16 protein-coding genes and 2 pseudogenes are annotated in these 15,655 nt (G+C 49.2%); 13 read left to right on the top strand and 5 right to left on the bottom strand.

What is annotated here, in order from left to right; translation table 11 throughout:
• The first annotated feature begins 53 nt into the window (after positions 1-53).
• The 7 genes from BM348_RS20140 to BM348_RS20115 all read left to right on the top strand — a co-directional run bounded on the left by BM348_RS20140 (position 54) and on the right by BM348_RS20115 (position 7,319).
• Complete coding sequence (locus tag BM348_RS20140; RefSeq protein WP_092907844.1) at positions 54-2,111, top strand: pentapeptide repeat-containing protein; 2,058 nt, start codon at positions 54-56, stop codon at positions 2,109-2,111.
• Between the two features lie 42 nt (positions 2,112-2,153).
• Positions 2,154-2,765 (top strand): adaptin protein, encoded by a 612-nt coding sequence (locus BM348_RS20980; RefSeq protein ID WP_217642059.1) that lies wholly within the window; start codon positions 2,154-2,156, stop codon positions 2,763-2,765.
• Positions 2,766-3,081: 316 nt separating this feature from the next.
• Positions 3,082-3,423 carry a DUF7344 domain-containing protein gene (locus BM348_RS20130; RefSeq protein ID WP_139231271.1) on the top strand — a complete coding sequence of 114 codons (342 nt, stop codon included), beginning with the start codon at positions 3,082-3,084 and terminating at the stop codon, positions 3,421-3,423.
• Positions 3,424-3,628: 205 nt separating this feature from the next.
• The gene (locus tag BM348_RS20975; protein ID WP_139231270.1) at positions 3,629-3,979 is read left to right on the top strand and encodes a hypothetical protein; all 351 of its coding nucleotides are present in this window, start codon (positions 3,629-3,631) and stop codon (positions 3,977-3,979) included.
• Positions 3,980-4,234: 255 nt separating this feature from the next.
• Positions 4,235-5,269 (top strand): tRNA-guanine transglycosylase, encoded by a 1,035-nt coding sequence (locus BM348_RS20125; RefSeq protein WP_175507277.1) that lies wholly within the window; start codon positions 4,235-4,237, stop codon positions 5,267-5,269.
• Positions 5,266-6,165 (top strand): hypothetical protein, encoded by a 900-nt coding sequence (locus BM348_RS20120; RefSeq protein WP_092907836.1) that lies wholly within the window; start codon positions 5,266-5,268, stop codon positions 6,163-6,165. Before BM348_RS20125 ends, BM348_RS20120 begins: the two co-directional genes overlap by 4 nt.
• Complete coding sequence (locus BM348_RS20115; RefSeq protein WP_092907834.1) at positions 6,162-7,319, top strand: BREX system ATP-binding domain-containing protein; 1,158 nt, start codon at positions 6,162-6,164, stop codon at positions 7,317-7,319. The genes BM348_RS20120 and BM348_RS20115 overlap by 4 nt, the downstream gene beginning before the upstream one ends.
• 383 nt (positions 7,320-7,702) lie before the next feature.
• Here BM348_RS20115 and BM348_RS20110 read toward each other — a convergent pair.
• A pseudogene (locus tag BM348_RS20110) lies at positions 7,703-8,525 on the bottom strand (transposase).
• Between the two features lie 184 nt (positions 8,526-8,709).
• Between BM348_RS20110 and BM348_RS20105 the strand changes: the two are divergent.
• Positions 8,710-10,119: an AlbA family DNA-binding domain-containing protein gene (locus BM348_RS20105; RefSeq protein WP_092907832.1), complete on the top strand. Its 1,410-nt coding sequence runs from the start codon at positions 8,710-8,712 to the stop codon at positions 10,117-10,119.
• A gap of 21 nt (positions 10,120-10,140) precedes the next feature.
• Here the strand turns inward: BM348_RS20105 and BM348_RS20100 are convergent, their stop codons facing one another.
• Positions 10,141-10,425 (bottom strand): PadR family transcriptional regulator, encoded by a 285-nt coding sequence (locus BM348_RS20100; protein ID WP_092907873.1) that lies wholly within the window; start codon positions 10,423-10,425, stop codon positions 10,141-10,143.
• 177 nt (positions 10,426-10,602) lie between these two features.
• On the opposite strand from BM348_RS20100, the gene BM348_RS20970 reads away from it, so the two are divergent.
• Positions 10,603-11,025, top strand: coding sequence for a hypothetical protein (locus BM348_RS20970; protein WP_139231269.1), 423 nt, complete (start codon positions 10,603-10,605; stop codon positions 11,023-11,025).
• Between the two features lie 31 nt (positions 11,026-11,056).
• On the opposite strand, the gene BM348_RS20965 is transcribed toward BM348_RS20970, so the two are convergent.
• The gene (locus BM348_RS20965; RefSeq protein WP_139231268.1) at positions 11,057-11,308 is read right to left on the bottom strand and encodes a hypothetical protein; all 252 of its coding nucleotides are present in this window, start codon (positions 11,306-11,308) and stop codon (positions 11,057-11,059) included.
• Between the two features lie 370 nt (positions 11,309-11,678).
• Between BM348_RS20965 and BM348_RS20090 the strand changes: the two genes are divergently transcribed.
• Positions 11,679-12,107 carry a hypothetical protein gene (locus BM348_RS20090; protein ID WP_139231267.1) on the top strand — a complete coding sequence of 143 codons (429 nt, stop codon included), beginning with the start codon at positions 11,679-11,681 and terminating at the stop codon, positions 12,105-12,107.
• A gap of 771 nt (positions 12,108-12,878) precedes the next feature.
• Here the strand turns inward: BM348_RS20090 and BM348_RS20960 are convergent.
• Entirely contained in the window at positions 12,879-13,145 is a 267-nt protein-coding gene (locus tag BM348_RS20960; RefSeq protein WP_139231266.1) for a hypothetical protein, read from the bottom strand.
• A gap of 236 nt (positions 13,146-13,381) precedes the next feature.
• Here BM348_RS20960 and BM348_RS20085 point away from each other — a divergent pair.
• Positions 13,382-14,319 (top strand): annotated as a pseudogene (locus BM348_RS20085) (DUF955 domain-containing protein).
• The gene (locus BM348_RS20080; RefSeq protein ID WP_092907826.1) at positions 14,312-14,527 is read left to right on the top strand and encodes a HalOD1 output domain-containing protein; all 216 of its coding nucleotides are present in this window, start codon (positions 14,312-14,314) and stop codon (positions 14,525-14,527) included. Before BM348_RS20085 ends, BM348_RS20080 begins: the two are co-directional and overlap by 8 nt.
• Before the next feature lie 77 nt (positions 14,528-14,604).
• Here the strand turns inward: BM348_RS20080 and BM348_RS20075 are convergent, their stop codons facing one another.
• Entirely contained in the window at positions 14,605-14,868 is a 264-nt protein-coding gene (locus BM348_RS20075; protein WP_092907824.1) for a hypothetical protein, read from the bottom strand.
• Between the two features lie 113 nt (positions 14,869-14,981).
• Between BM348_RS20075 and BM348_RS20955 the strand changes: the two genes are divergently transcribed.
• Complete coding sequence (locus BM348_RS20955; protein WP_139231265.1) at positions 14,982-15,290, top strand: hypothetical protein; 309 nt, start codon at positions 14,982-14,984, stop codon at positions 15,288-15,290.
• The last annotated feature ends 365 nt before the right edge of the window (positions 15,291-15,655 follow it).

Raw genomic sequence — 15,655 nt, 5'->3', positions numbered from 1 at the left:
CGATTCAGCTGTATCGCTCGCTTCGCGAAGACCACTTTCACGACGATCCAACTATGACTCAAGAGACACACTGCTCGTATCAGTACCGCTCACTAAGTGAAACGGCGCCGGCAGCCGTTGGACCGCTTCCAGTTGCAGAACCCGATTACTGTCCGCACCCGCCACTGTCCAGTGACTACGATCGCTGTCTGTTTCACACTGCTGAAGGCGAGTATCCGCCGAATACGATAGCTGAGACGTTCCTCGAAGCAGTTTCCAAACCAGACCAAGTCGCGACCTTTGCGGGTGGACGTATCGGGTCGATCGATCTCTCGGGGACAGTCCTCGAGACCCCAGACGGCGAACCGATCGATCTTCGAGGGGCAACGATCGACGGCGACCTCGATCTCTCGAATGCGACGATCAAAGTACCACTCCTTCTCGGAAATGCTGCTATTACGGGGACACTCGACGCTCGTGGTACACGTTTTGAGGGTATCGTTGACTTGGCGGGTGCGAAGATCGGCCGACAGACGCTGGTCTCTCACGCACAGTTCGATGATGGTATAGTCGCTAACGGGCTTGACGCTGGATTTGTCGATGCGAGAAATCTCACGGTAGACGGACCAGCCGTGTTTGATGAGGCTTCGTTTAGTGCCAATGCCAGATTCGCTAGATCTGCATTCCACGGCGAACTCTCGTGTGACCGCACCGAATGGCGTCTTCTTGCTGACTTTGCGATGATATCTGTAACCGACGAGACGTCGTTTGCCGACAGTACCGTCGGTGGGGAGTTTCGACTCACTGGTGCGTCCCTTGAGCAGGATCTCACACTATCTGGTATCGAAATCGACAGTGACGTTCGCTGCTGCCACGCGGTCGTCAGCGGGGAACTGAATGCTCCGCAGGTAACCTTCGCTGGGAAAGTGGATTTCGACGACTTCCGCCATCACGGTGTCATCGCGTCGTTCGACCAAAGTACGTTCGAAGGCTACACCTCGTTCTCGTTCGCTACCTTCGCTAATTCGCTTTCGTTCACAGACTGTACGTTCAAAGACGAGGTCTGGTTCACGTACGGTCACTTCGACGGTATCATTGACTTCGATAGCGCTCAATTCGAAGATCTGACCCACCTGCGGGATGCCACGTTTGGTGGCGATGTCGTTGTTCGAAACGCTTGCTCCACATCCCAGCTATTTTTTCACGGATCGACGATCCAAGGTGATGTCGATGCCCGAGAAGCCACGATCGACCATTTCCAGTTTGGTGCCGAGCTCGCTGGTGATGCCGATTTTCGATCGGTCCAATTCGACGCACAAGCAGTATTCAGGGGGACCGAATTTGGTGGTGCTACTAGATTCGACGCTGCATCTTTCGCCGGTGAGGCAGATTTCACTGATTGTCAATTCCTGTCGAATGTCTCGTTCGATGGGACTGAGTTCCTCGTCAGTCCCACATTCGAAGATACCAGATTCGTCGTCGAGCCAGATCTCGATACGGCAGACTTCTCACGTACAGTTGAGGGAGATGAGGGGCCCCTGATCGTGGCCCGACTCGAGGAACTCGACAACACCGGGACAACGGTCCCGATCGATGCTCTCTCGGGAGATATCGTCATTCCTGCTCAGGCAGCACGCCTTCTCGAGCCAAATATCACTCGTACGAAAGCACTCGTAACTGCTCTCAAGAGTATCGATCGCGAAACTTGGTACGGACTGTTCAATCACAGCATCAAACTGGCTCGAACAGCAGCAGTTGAGGCCGAACCTGTTGAGACAAACTGCAGATTCGTCTTCGGGCTTGCGATAAACGACGACGCGGAGACACCGGAAGCATTGCTCGAGGAGACGGAACTGATCGCAGCGTACACTATTACTGAGATAGACTCACAGATCGAATTCAGCCATTTGGACCCTGGTCTCGACCGATTCGATCATCTCGTGGGTGTCCCCGGAAGCGATGATGCACTCAAGTCGAACGTAACGGTAGCGACGCATACTGAATTTCGGAACGCCATCTTGCGCCGTTTGATGGGGCAGATCGCACGGTACGAACACCACGAGGAAAAAAACACGTTACAGCCGGACTCACTTCCAGCCGTCATCGGAATCTCCCACCTCGACGCGAAGTGAAGTACAGTCCTCCTCACTAGCTGCGGTCACTTCCCGACACTCATGACTTCCAATTCACACATCCAGTCAAGCGGCATGAACCGAACAAATCCAATCCCAACCGCGGTCGTCTGCTTCGACAGAGATCATACGGTAAGCGTCAATCCACATCCAGAGAGAAACGCCGTCCCACTTTCGTGGGTCAAATACCTAGCACACGAAGTAGCGAACATCGACGTCTGGGCAACGGGGAATCAAACGTTACGCGAAGAAGCATCGATTCCCGGCATCAGCGAAGCAATTACCTGTTGGCGATATCTTACGCTTCCAGATGATCCAGTTGAATACCACGCTCACGTCCCAATTGAGGCTCGACTCCCTGGCCGCCGAGAAGGCTTGCACCTTATTCAGGCAGTGTACGATCGGTTGGCAACGACAACTGACACGTATCGACGCATCGTCGTCGACGACGTCGATCTCTCTGACCTCGAGTCAGGTGGGTGGAAACACTATTTTCCTTGGGATTTCGTGACTGCAGTCAACGCTGGAACTGCAGAGATCGATCTTCCAGTCCCACTCGACGAACCGTCGAATATTCCCTTGACCGATCCAAACTGTCCCGAGACGTATTCACCACTCGACTTTGATCAGCCTGGCCCGCTTCAGTATCGGTGAATCGGCATTGAAACAGTAAGATAGAGGTCTCTTTGATGTCCTCCTGACTGTGGAATTTCCTTAACTGACAAAACTTCTCATTCGGCACTGTCTAGTTGAACAACTGACTCCCGTCGGGAACTGAATCGATAACACAATTTGTTCTCTGTTGTGTTTTTTGAGCCCGTGAAGGGCGAGGGCTAACCCTCAGTTACCATGAACGAGAGTAGTCCGAAAATCCGCGCTATTGTGGCACAAAGTGGCGAGATGAGTTTTGCTTCCACGCCTAATCGAAGCAATATAATAGATACTGTTATCGCTCAGGTGGTGAGTGGGTATGAGTAATCGGCCCGCTACGACATCTAACGTGTACAAATTGCTCGGCAATCGGCGGCGCTTACTTACGGTGAAATACCTCTCACTTTTTGATCAAGAAAACATGATCGATGTCCGCCAAATTGCAAGTGCAATCAGGAGTATCGAAACGGACACTCCTCCTCGAGCGATCCCAACTGATGACTACAAATCAGCCTATAACAGTCTTATTCAACAGCACCTGCCAAAACTCGATGAAGCAGGACTAATTGAATACGATGACGATCGGAAGACAGTGATGATAAATGAGAGCCTCGACAGATACTCGCTTCTTATTTCGATGGGAGATATTATGATAAAATAGGTCTGAACGGTCTGACCCTGAATTTCTCATAGGAAAACAATAAAACTACGTAGGATGCTAACAAGTAACGAGTGACCTAACAGACTAAATAATATCCAAAGAAGAGTATAGGATCCTGCAAGAGAGGAGAAGGAAGATCCATAGATTTGGTCTGTTCAAGTGAATTTGCAGAATATTGTTAAGGAAAAAGAAAAGAGTTGATACCATGGCTAATACTAAACGTGAAATTTGGGAGTTGGGGAAGGAATCAAAAGCAGACACGTTAGAAGAATTTGTGACGGAAGCCGCTGAAACACTCCCAGTTCCGCCACAAGTAGTACGAGGACAGTTAGCAGAATTCATCTACAAGCCTTCGGGCGAGGAAGCTAGAAAATTTCAAAAAGTGTTTGGATTATCGGATATAGAGGATGTTATCTGCGTTCTCAATGGTCATATTCATAATGGACGGATGGTACGTCACTCAGGGGACGCTAGTGAGGCTGAAATCCGAGAAGCAAATAGCCAAATAGCGGCAGCTGAATTCGCAATCAATCTCCTTAAGCGCACACAGTCTTAGCAGGAAATCACCCTTATTGCGTTGAAGGATTCATCCACTGTATTCAGTAACAAGTAATAGGAGGATAGATAGGAAGTCTTTGCTGCGCTATGAGATAAAACACTCCAGAATCTACGGAACAACGGTATAGGACGTTATCCAATTGGATTGCAGTAACGACGGTATACAGAGACTATTCCTGAACGTGTATTCGACTACTTCGATTCTGTATTGAGTTATTATCTATTTAACAGGAACAACAACAGACTCGTGTGAATGTTGTATCGACAGCGGACACTCGAACTCCCTCGAGGAGACCTCCACACCCCTGTTCTCTTTCCCGTGCGGAACTTGGGAAAGCGCTCGAGCGACAATACGCCGGAATACGTGGATGCAATTCCCGATCTTCCGACGGCGATGATCAACGCTCGAGCGATCAGGAATCGAGATCCAATGTGGGATCGACTAACGAATGGTGTATCACTTCGCGAAGAGATGGACACCCCAAATAAGACGATCGTTTTCGCCGATAGCGGTGGATACGATTTCGCCGCAGAAGATCTGGATACGACGCCTGAAGAGACGCTCGAGACACAGCGACTGCTCGAGGCTGATATCTTCGGGACGGTCGATCTCCCGATTTCTCGGGACAATCGGGCAGCAGAGAACCAGCGGCGGATCGACCGAAGTGTCGAACTGGCCCTCAAGGCGAGTGACCACCACGACAGTTCCGAACCTCTGTTTGCGAGCGTCCACGGATACGATCCAGAGACGGTTCGCAATACAGTTCGATACTTAGAGCAACACGGTGACTTCGATGGTTACGCACTTGGTAGCCTTGTCCCCATTCGAACAGATTACACAAAGACGACGAAATTAATCCTCGCTGCGAGAACAGCGACCAATAAGCATCTCCACGTGTATGGGCTCGGTGGACTCGTCTATCAGCCACTCTTACTCTACCTCGGAGTCGATAGTTTCGACTCATCTGCGTTCATTCGGAGTGCAGGCAACCGAAACTACCTGATACCAGGATTTGGAGGTGAGGAACTCACTCGAATAGACGACCTGTCGTACCTCCCATGTTCGTGCCCAGTCTGCGGGTCCAGAGCCCTCGACGATATTCGGGAAGACCGCGACGCCCTTACACGCCACAATCTATGGGCGATGGCCACTGAATTACGTCGTTTTCGGTATGTCGACGAATCCGGGAGAGACATCGAAGACTATCTCGATCTCCGGTTTCAGGGGAACGAAGTAACGCAACGAGCGTATCAGACCGCCAAACAGCAAGTCAGGAGGCTGTCGTGACGTCAGAACGAGCGACCATCCGGCCAATTACGTTAGGCCGACTCACGGAGCTCACACACGTTTGTGAGAGTACCAGCAAGACGACCGAAACCATCGAAGAGACATTGAATGTTAGTCATCGTCGGGCCCGAGAGACGGTTCTAGAAGCGACCCGTATCGGTCTGCTCTCCGAACGAGATACAGACGACGAACTGGAATATCAAACAACACCGGTCGGCGAACGATTTCTGGACGCAGTCAAGGCCGAAGAGTGGACACAAGCAAACGAGATCTTAGCCGTTCGAAGTCCCCATTACGGCACGTTCCTCGATGTACTCGACGAGTTCAGCCCTGCAAGTCAGGACGAAATACTCGACTACTTGGAGAAAGAACTCGAATACTCCCCGCATTCGTTCAACCAGACCGGGATAGAGATTGTCGGCGATTGGGGAGAGCGCCTCGGTGGGATCCAGCGAAATGCGTTCACTGGCGAGTACTATGTGGTCGATAGCGGGGACGTACCGGCAAACTTCCAGTTTGTCTTCCTCGAGGAGTATGATGACCTCGAGGAAACCGCGGGTGTCGATCTCCGGCAGCGATACCTTTCGATCCCGAGGTTACGAGAGAGGATATGTGAGCGACTCCAGTGTTCCCGTGGCTCCTTCGATAGTGCACTTACAACACTGTGCCAAGAGAACATTGGAAAACTCGAATTGTCGGGTGCACCATTAGATACGGCCGCGAAAGAGTCAGTCTTGGGAATCAAAGAGATTGCACTTGCTGACGGTGACTCGCTAGTCTCGACATCCCAGTCAACACAGCAGGTTATGGCTGGACTTGAACAGTTCGATAAACAGTACTACTACCTCGCGGTATACGACCGCGACCTTGAGTTTACCCCCAATTCAAACCAATGAGCGAAGCATTTGACATCAGCGATCAGGAACAGAATTACAGCCAATTCAAGCTCGACAGCAATCCTTTCCCGTACAGTCCGGTTCCTTCGGAGAACCCGGAGATTTACTGTGGTCAGGATCACGCGACCGCTGCAATCAGTTCGACGGTATCTGCGACGTTATCGACAGGTAAATCGAAACACCTGGTCGTCACCGGAAAGTACGGTAACGGGAAGTCGCATACACTCAAATATACACGTTCGCTATTGCGGGATCAGGGAGACATTGTCGTCGGCTACGTCGCGCAACCAGGCGAAGGGTTCCTCGACATCTATCACGAGTTCATGTATGATCTCGGGTTTTCTCGAGTCCAGGAAGTCGCATACGAGTTCCTCGCAACGGTAGCGCGTGATGTCACGGATGCCAATCCCATTGGAGCGAACGGAATGCGGTCACTGATTGATGATGGTGATGTACTGCTTTCAGAACTCGTCCCAACTGCAGTCAAGCGACTAAGCGATGTGACGAAGTTTGCTGATTTCGCGAGGGCTATCGTTCATATGGTGTATGAAGACACGAACCTGTATGCGTGGCAATGGTTGACTGGGGAGGGGATTCGATATGAACAGCGAAAAGAAATGGAGATCCACACCGCTCTCGACGACGATACAATGGGTGTTCGGGCGTTTACAGCGATGAAGAATTTACTGCTGGAGTTGGGCTATACTGCAGTGTTTGTCTTCGTTGACGAGTTTGAGAGTATTGCTCGTCTTTCATCGAAGGACGAGCAGGCAACCCTGAACAGTATCCGGCATCTGATGGACCAGAATAGTGAGGGGCTCTGTATGTTGTTCGGTTGCGCACCAGAGGTCTGGCAAGACGTAATGAGCGAATATCACGCGTTTAGTGAGCGAATCGGACAAGAGGTTGCGTTGCGCCCATTGACTGACGAACATCTGTACGCCCTTGTAGAACGATACCTAGATCGAGAACGCACAGGAGGTGACCAGCACTCCGATATTTATCCTTTCACAGAAGATGCTCTCGACCTGATTCTCCAACGTTCTCAAGGGAACATTCGACAGGTGCTATCCGTTTGCAGCCGTCTTCTTGATACTGCCGCAGTTGAGCAGGAAAACCGTATCTCCGGCGAATTTGTCCAAGAATCTATCTGAGGAGATCAATACGTTAGTCGCAACTGTATTCTCGGAGTATTCTATCTATAGGTCTTGTGAACGATTATGTGAGTGTGCTAGAGAGGCTGTTCTATGTCAGAAAAATCGACTGCTTCGGAAAGCTCAATTGTAGATATTCTTGCGCAATCACCGTCTATTAGCTTCAATTATTGATGAGGAGCCTGGAGAGTTAGTTTCTGTAGCACGGCAACAGTCTCTCCCATCTGGATGCACTGATCTTATCTATCTCGCCAACAATGATGTTATTCTAATCAAACTCAAGGTAGTCAAAGCGACAGAGGATCATGTCGATCAACTCTCTGCATACGTCGAAGATTACCAAGATGAAGAGACTGCTCTGTTGAATAGATGCTGAGTCATGGTTACAACGGCTCACACAACGACTCTATGCTGATGAGAGCGAACATCAGGACGATTTCACGGAACTGTCGATACCAGCCAAGCGCTCGCTCGGCGATGCCGTGCGAGCGCTTCGTTGTCAAATAGGAAGTTTCGGCCATCCAGCGCTGAGAGTAGCCGTTTGTCCGGTTGAGCGCGTTGTTCAGAACTACTTTTGGCGATGAGCAGCGGTAGTGAACAAGGTACTCAACGTCAAGTTCGGCAATTTCGCACTCAGTGTGCCAGTCTTGGAACCCGTTGTCGGCAACCTCGGACTGCAGGTCGTCCGCCCAAATGCGGACGACCTGCAGTCCCGTCTTTGTATCATGCTTCCACCGTGCTGTGATATAGAGGTCAAGAACAGCGAGCGACTCGACATCAGTTATTGTCGTCACTTTCAGTGTCTGTACAGTGCTTCCTGATCGCTGGCGGAAGTACGACGAAGCACGACGGCGATCAAAGAACGTGCTGTCGAGAGCGGCGTACCCAGATTGCGGGCGTTGGTGCGCTGAAACGCGCAGCAACGCCCACCACACCCACATTTTCAGCCAGTCAAATGACTTGTAGATTGTGCTGTAATCAGGGAGTTCGTCCCGATCTATGTCAAGTGCGTCATGACCTCAGTCAGATACTTCAGCCTATTCGGTGTTTCACGGTAGCTGTGGCCTTCTTCGAGTCGGAAACAGTGCAGAACGACGTGAACCCAGCGGGCGAGTCCGCCAGCGGCAGGTTCGCCCGCGTGCTTCCCCAACCTTGTTTAGCTAGGTCACGACATTGCTCAATGAAGTCGAGGATATCGATTTCTATATCAAGATCGAATTCCTCAGCTTCACCCTTCTAAGCTAGTGACATCGGCAGACTAGACCGCTATACAACAGAGGAATTTTATCACTGCTTGTAGGGCAGTATCTCTGGGGAAACCGGTAAAGATGAACCTCTAGTTCTTGAAGGTAGGATTTTTATCAAGACAACACCTTGATAGAGAATATAGATGATAAATTACAATCCCTTCGAGAAACCATTATCAGAGATAGACTCCGACGATATATACGAGTTAGATGTTCCAGAGGGATACTACTACGAATACAAGCGAAGTCTGATTGGAAAAGAAGATATCGCTAAATCAGTTAGCTCATTTGCAAATACGTATGGCGGCCTTCTCTTCCTTGGAGTTGAAGAAAACGATGACACGAACAAACCGGAAGACCGGTTCACATTGAGTAATGGTGATTCGTCAAAATATAAGGAAACAGTCCGGAATGCAGTCAAAGAATACGTTAGCCCGCCTCCACGATTCACAACTCATACATTTGATGGTTTTTCTGAAGATGGAGGTGAGGGATATGTCATACTAGTAGATGTTCCGGAAAGCCAGATCACACCGCATATCAATAACAACGGGTGTGTGTATCGGAGAACTGGTGAAGGAAGCGATCCCTATCGGCCGTTAACCGATCCAGGTGTTTTAGATGATCTTCATAACCGGAGAGAGCAATGGCAGGAAAGAGTTGAAGAATTCTGTCAGACCGAGGTAGGGCTTACAAACGCGCATGCAGGTGATCCAGAAAATGATATTCTGGGGATACCTATGCTGGAGGTATACGGTATCCCAACAACGCTTGACGAACCTGTCTGCAGTGATGTCCGGTTAGATTTAGACGGTTTTAGGGATGCAGTTCAGTCTTCAAACATGTATCTACTTTCGGAGGATCGTGATGGCGTGGAAGAAGATGAAAGTATTAAGATGGGTGTAGATGCGGATACGTATCGAGCAACTAGCGAAGGTGTTGTAGCTCAACAGTGGACTACTTATGACGAAGATGGGTATAAGGATAGGGCGCATACTCCGCTTACGATCAAGTTTTTCGCTGATGGTTCTGCGAAATTCTTCATGCCTCTTCCTACAATTCCGTTTCCGGAACCATCCGATCAGACAGTCACATGGGAAGTAATTGATAGGTACCTAGATTCATCCCATGAAAATATCCAGTTCATTGACGGGGAAAATACTCTACTTGCTCTCTATAACCATTTGAATATCTATATGAATTTACTTTCAACTTATGGTTGGCCAGAAGAATCAAATAACATCTATGTCAAAGCCAGATTGATTAATGGCTATAGAACAATGCTGTTTTTTGAGTCAGACTGGTATCAAGAATTGGTTCAGGATTACGGTGCTCCGGTTTGCTATGACGACGTGGTTGAAGCCCCGAGAATGAATCCTTTCCAGTACGAAATCGAATTATCTAAGGAAGACCGATTTTCCTCAGTCCTGTATTCAGTTGTATCCATATTTCAGGCGTTTGGTCTTCCTTTACAGAATTCCACAGATCTAGGTGAGAACTTCACCAACAGTATTTTTCAGAATTCACCTGGAGAATATGATGGGCCTTTCTAAATAAGCTATTTAGAGATCTATCTATTTGTTCTCCCATTCTCGGTGGGTTTCGATTTCACGAGTGCCTCGACGGGTGACTGAGTAGACGTTGGTTCGTCGATCCTTCTCACTTTTCTCGACGAGTCCTTTATCTACGAGTGTGTCCAGATTCGGATACAGTCGTCCGTGGTGGATTTCTTTCTCGTAGTAGTTCTCGAGTTCGTCTTTGATTGCAAGACCGTGTGGCTCATCCTGTCCAGCGATTACGTACAGGAGGTCGCGCTGGAATCCGGTAAGATCGTACCTGTCTCCCCGAGCCGGACCGATTCCTCGTAGTTTCTAATTGACATGATCTGCATATCTCGTGAGATCGACGCCAGAGCCGTTAACCAACATCCCTACTGCCATCTATTCCATGTTGGTTAATATTACAGATATTTAGGAATTACGCATGGAAGAAAGTACTAATTAAATACTTATTCCCTCAATATGAACTACATGTGAATGGTTCAAACCGATCCATATCAGTTACTGCAGGTCATAGGATTATCACTGCCTTTCTTGGCACTATATCTGACCGTCTTGGTTGAAATACACAAACTCCCCAAACCTATTCAGGTTTCATCTAGCGATCATCGATTTCGACCAGTTTCAGTTCACGCACTAACTGATCAAGACGATAAGGAGTGGGCTGGGACGGTCACGTTGTCCTACGCCTACCAGCATTGGGACTTTGTATTCGCGTTAGCATCTATTATTCTGATTCTGTTTTCAGCGATCACTATGATAATATCTTTAGTGGTTAAAGGAGGGAACGTTAAAAATATAGCTTTTATTCTGCTGACGGCTTCATATGGTGCGGCAGCTATATCTGCTGTGTACACACTAAAATTTTGCTACAAGAATTTCTCACCTTCCAATGATTAATTAGCAGGTCTGAGAATCAAATCTGTGTGCGCTAAATCTCTTTCACTACAGGATCCTTCACTCGAACATGAGCGGCGTTCGTGTGTGGTTCAAAAACCCGTTGACCCTGTTTGTATAGTTCATACTCTGATTCAGTCAGCAATACGTATCCAGGCTTGTCGTGCCCCTTCCGACCACAGATCGCGGCTGTCTCTGGATAGCCGATTGACTCTACAGCGACTTTGTAATCCGCACCTCTTCCGCCTTCTTCTGGAAAATGATCCTTACAGCGAACAAGTGCCATGAACTACCGAATGTAGTAACATCCAATAAAATCTCTGCCGTACCGGCTTGTAGACTGTAGAGATTCAATCAGTATTTTCATCCATTTTATTCTCTGTGTGTGTCTTAGTTTTCTTTGGATTGGATTTTAAAAACATCTTTGTAAATGCCATTTTATGTTGGATCAGAAGAATCACTCTATTGAGAAGGAGTTTACGAAGAATGATGGCCGATATTACAAACAGTGGGATCATGAATCTGGTTATCCGAAGGTAGCAGTCCACCAAAAACGGGATAGAGGCTATCAAGTCGCCGTAGGATACTTTGGTGAAACTAATCATCTTGGGGACTATAGCAACCGTAGAAAGGCTCAGAAGAAAACTATAAAATAGATGAAAAGCAATCCAGAATCTCGAGTCCGTAATTTCCGTAAAGCAGCGAAAGGCCTCGAGTTCGTACAAACTACGCAACAAGGAATGATACTCACTGATCGTGGAGAGGAATATGTTGCAGGTGGAGATTACGAAATGCAACCGTGGAACGTCACCGCCAGCCAAGCAGATACTCTCATTGATCTACTATACGAGAAGCCCTTCTACTTTGATCTCACCTACAATCTCGTTGCACTATTAGACAGTGTTTTCGAACTATCCAAGAACTCCCATCCGGTCCCACGAGACCAGATTGAAGACTGGTATACGAGCAAAGTCGGAAAAAGAGATAACTGGGTGAGCGGACCCGGACAGGCGTTATTCGATGGCTCAGCACATATCTTGACGAACTTGGGCTTATCTCGTGCGTCGATCAACAATTTTATATAACACCTGAGGGCTTCCGACTCATCTCGTACGTTTCAATCGACAAAGGAAAAGCAATGATACGATCACAGTAACTTTGCTCACCTCATCGAGTAGAGTCGCAAGAACTCGTCGATAACGATAAGATGGTCCTCAAGTCTCTATCGGCATTCAACGTTGGTGAGTGAACTGAAGCAGAGAGAGTCAGCATATGCTTTCTTCTACCTAATCAAGATCCCAATATTATAAGTGACTACCCGACAATAATCAAGATGGAAACTGCGCTTCAACCAGTCGCCAAGGGGCATGCGCCGAAATGCCCCGGGTGTCGCAGCACCCGAGGCGCGGTTTCTAACCCGGAAAGGGTTGAAACCATGTTTGCGTTAATTCTACCGAGATATAAACGTCTCGCACGACAGCCGTACCACTATCAACTAGCTGGCGCTCCCAGAAAGCTACGCTGGAGGGACCAATGAGCGACCAGCCATCGACTGAAGACGAGTCTGAGGTATCGTCGCTCCCACGCTGTCCGCGGTGTGGCACGCCCGTTACCAGGATCACAAGCCGCGGGCCGACAGAGCACATCTGCTCCCCATGTGGCTGTCAGATCGGCTCACCTGACCTCTGAAAAGGTCTTCGAGGGATCAATTACAGTCCTCGACTGTCTTCGTTTGAAATGCCCTTCGAAAGACAACGACCGAACGATACCAGTCAGCAATTAGATAGTTTTCTACTGATATACTATTCTTCGACTACTACTAGCGTGAACCACATAATCACTATCACTGCCTATTGTTAGTCTATCTTCAGACGTGCAGTGTCGCCTTCCTGAACACTAATCCACCTGTTCCAACCTGCCTTTAGCCCCTGTTCTTGTGAGAACCCATATAGATGGCTTACTAATTTTTCTGGATTCTCCCAATGAGAGTACTCTCTAAACTCATCCATTTGTTGGGCTTCTCCGATTCTTTCCATCGTTGCCTCAAGAACCGATTTATCTGGATCAAATTGAGATTTCAATTCCGATTTTATTGCGTCTCCATTTTTGCTTGGCCGGGCCATACCATGTCGATGAACTTCTGTTAAATGAATTTATTTACTTATTGCAGAGAGTACTAGCTTCCTCATTCTCTGTGGCCCAACAGAGCCATTAGAGATAGCTATTCGATCAACACGAGTGAGGAAGGCAACGGCCCGAGATCAACAGTGAGTAGTCTCGTCCAATTCGAACTGAGATGTTTGTCACCCCGTGAGGGCTGAGGGGCGTTCGCTGAATAGAGCGTCCGTCGTCGAGAACAATGACTTCGAGCGACAGCTCAGTGGTATCCTTCGATGAGTCGGATACCAGACGGGACGAGATGCATAGCACAATGGAAACGTGGGCCGAAGATCTTGTCGCAGAAATCGATGAAGCGGTCTCGAGCGATCAGTTCCAGGAGTGGCTCGACGTCCAGAGCCACTTCCACGACTACTCCTATCGCAATACCCTCCTCATTACTCGCCAGTGTCCTGAGGCGACTCGAGTCGCCGGTTATCGGACGTGGCAGACGGAGTTCGACCGGTATGTGAAAGAGGGCGAAACGGCGATCTGGATTTGGGCGCCAATCATCGCCAACCAGTGTCCCAAGTGCGAAAACTCTCCATCATACCACGAGCGAAGTGACTGTGAGTACGAGGAGACGTCACCCGAAGAGTGGTCGAAGGGCTTGGTGGGTTTCCGGCCTGCACCAGTATTTGATATTTCTCAGACCGAGGGGAGCCACTCCCCGAACTCGAGACCGACGCAACTGGGAATGCTGACGAGCTGGTACCAGTGCTGCTCGAGGGGTCTGTAGCACTTGATGTCGATGTCGAGGTCATCTCCCAGCCAGCGTGGACTCACGGTGACGCAAAGGGAGTTTGCCAGTATCGATCTCCTGCAGAACAGCCACTCGTCGAAGTACAAAACCGGGAGAATAGCGCAGCTCTGGCTGTAACGCTCGTTCACGAGTACGCTCACGCACTCTTACACGGTGACGTCAACGACGAGACCGAGCGCTCAAAACGTGAACTCGAGGCGGAAGCTGTAGGCTACATCGTCGGACGGTACTTTGACCTCGATACGAGTGGATCGGCGTTTTACCTTGCGGCGTGGGAAGGCGACGAGCCCGAAGCGATTCTCGACCGTCTTGAGCGGATTAGTTCGACGGCAGCAGAAATTATCGACGCCGTCGATGAGGTGGGTACGGATGAGTGAACGACAACTGCTCCTCGAGATCGTAGATGCACTCGAGGAGGAGGGACTCAGCCAAGGCGAGTATCAACTCCATCAGTGGGTGAATGTTGAAGCGCTGGAACGACTCATTGAGTCAGCAGACGCTGATCTTGAAGTTCGATTCTCGGTTGCTGAGTTCCAGATCCTTGTTACGCAGTCTGTGGTGCAGGTAGTCTGGAGTCCGTCGTAGGAAGACAAGAGGATTGCTCGAGGATACGAATGTTTCTGAGATAGATCCATTCGACAGAATCAGCGGTGGTCGCCTGCTTAGTTTTCAGGCTCCGTTATGCGGAGTTCGTCGTTAACCTCGTAGAGATACCCGCGATCTATCAGCCGGGACAGTGCATGGGTCGCATCCCCGACTTCGAGATCCACCTGTTCGGAATCACGAAGGGCCTCGAGTGCGTGTTCACGTGGAATTGACTTCCCACCTTGACCCGCTGTTGCGTTGGAACTGTGGGTAGACAGAATCTCGTATACATCCGTAATCCACTCTGGAAGTGGTGGGCGTGGATCAGTGAGGTCGGTCATCTCAACGCTGTACTAGCAACTTCACGATCAACCCGCATAAGAATACCCCCGATAGTCCTGCTTCATCTAATTTCCGTTCTTTTTCGCCAATAAGGCGACGGAGGCGAATTTCAATGTCCCGTTCACTTCGAGTTATCGATGAAGATGGTATTGAACAGGAAATCAACGGCATCAAGCGTGATGATTGGAAGAATCTGAACGATCCCTGCCCAAATTGTGGAGGGTGTGAATTCAATCATCTTTCTACTTCAGGAGGTCACTATGGTAAGCGAGATACTGCCATCGTGATGCGCTCTGATTTCTGGAACGTCGACCAACCCCTCTTCACGCGTTGCCGGGATTGCCGGGAGATTCTTTACAAACACCCTGCATTCGATCTTCTATTCGAAGCTGACGACGGTAATCTCGGTTTTGATATCTAAAGATTTGGCTCTGGTGAATCGCCATAGGGCGTTGGGTTGGACCTACATAGTGGCACTGTGAATGAGTCCAATCGTTTCGCCAGCAGAGATTCGGGGGAAACTGAAGCCAGAATTGTCCAAGAGTAGTGCATCGAGCACCTGATATAGAGTTGAAAGTCGCCGGAGTCTAGCGATTCACCAGAGCCAATATCTCATAAAACAGCTCGCCATGTTCAATCATCCACTGGTGGTACTCATCCCAGGATGTTTTCTCAGAGAGGACACAGGACGACGTAACGTGATTTTCGCTCGGTTGCTATTTCGTTGAGCTTCCTCAGGTGACCTCCAGATCAACGACTTACTCATCTCCTCTTCAATCTCTGCTT

The sequence above is a fragment of the Halostagnicola kamekurae genome, from assembly GCF_900116205.1.
Lineage (GTDB): Archaea > Halobacteriota > Halobacteria > Halobacteriales > Natrialbaceae > Halostagnicola > Halostagnicola kamekurae.
Note: the sequence above shows the minus strand (reverse complement) of the source record. Positions and strands in the feature narration are given on the sequence as shown.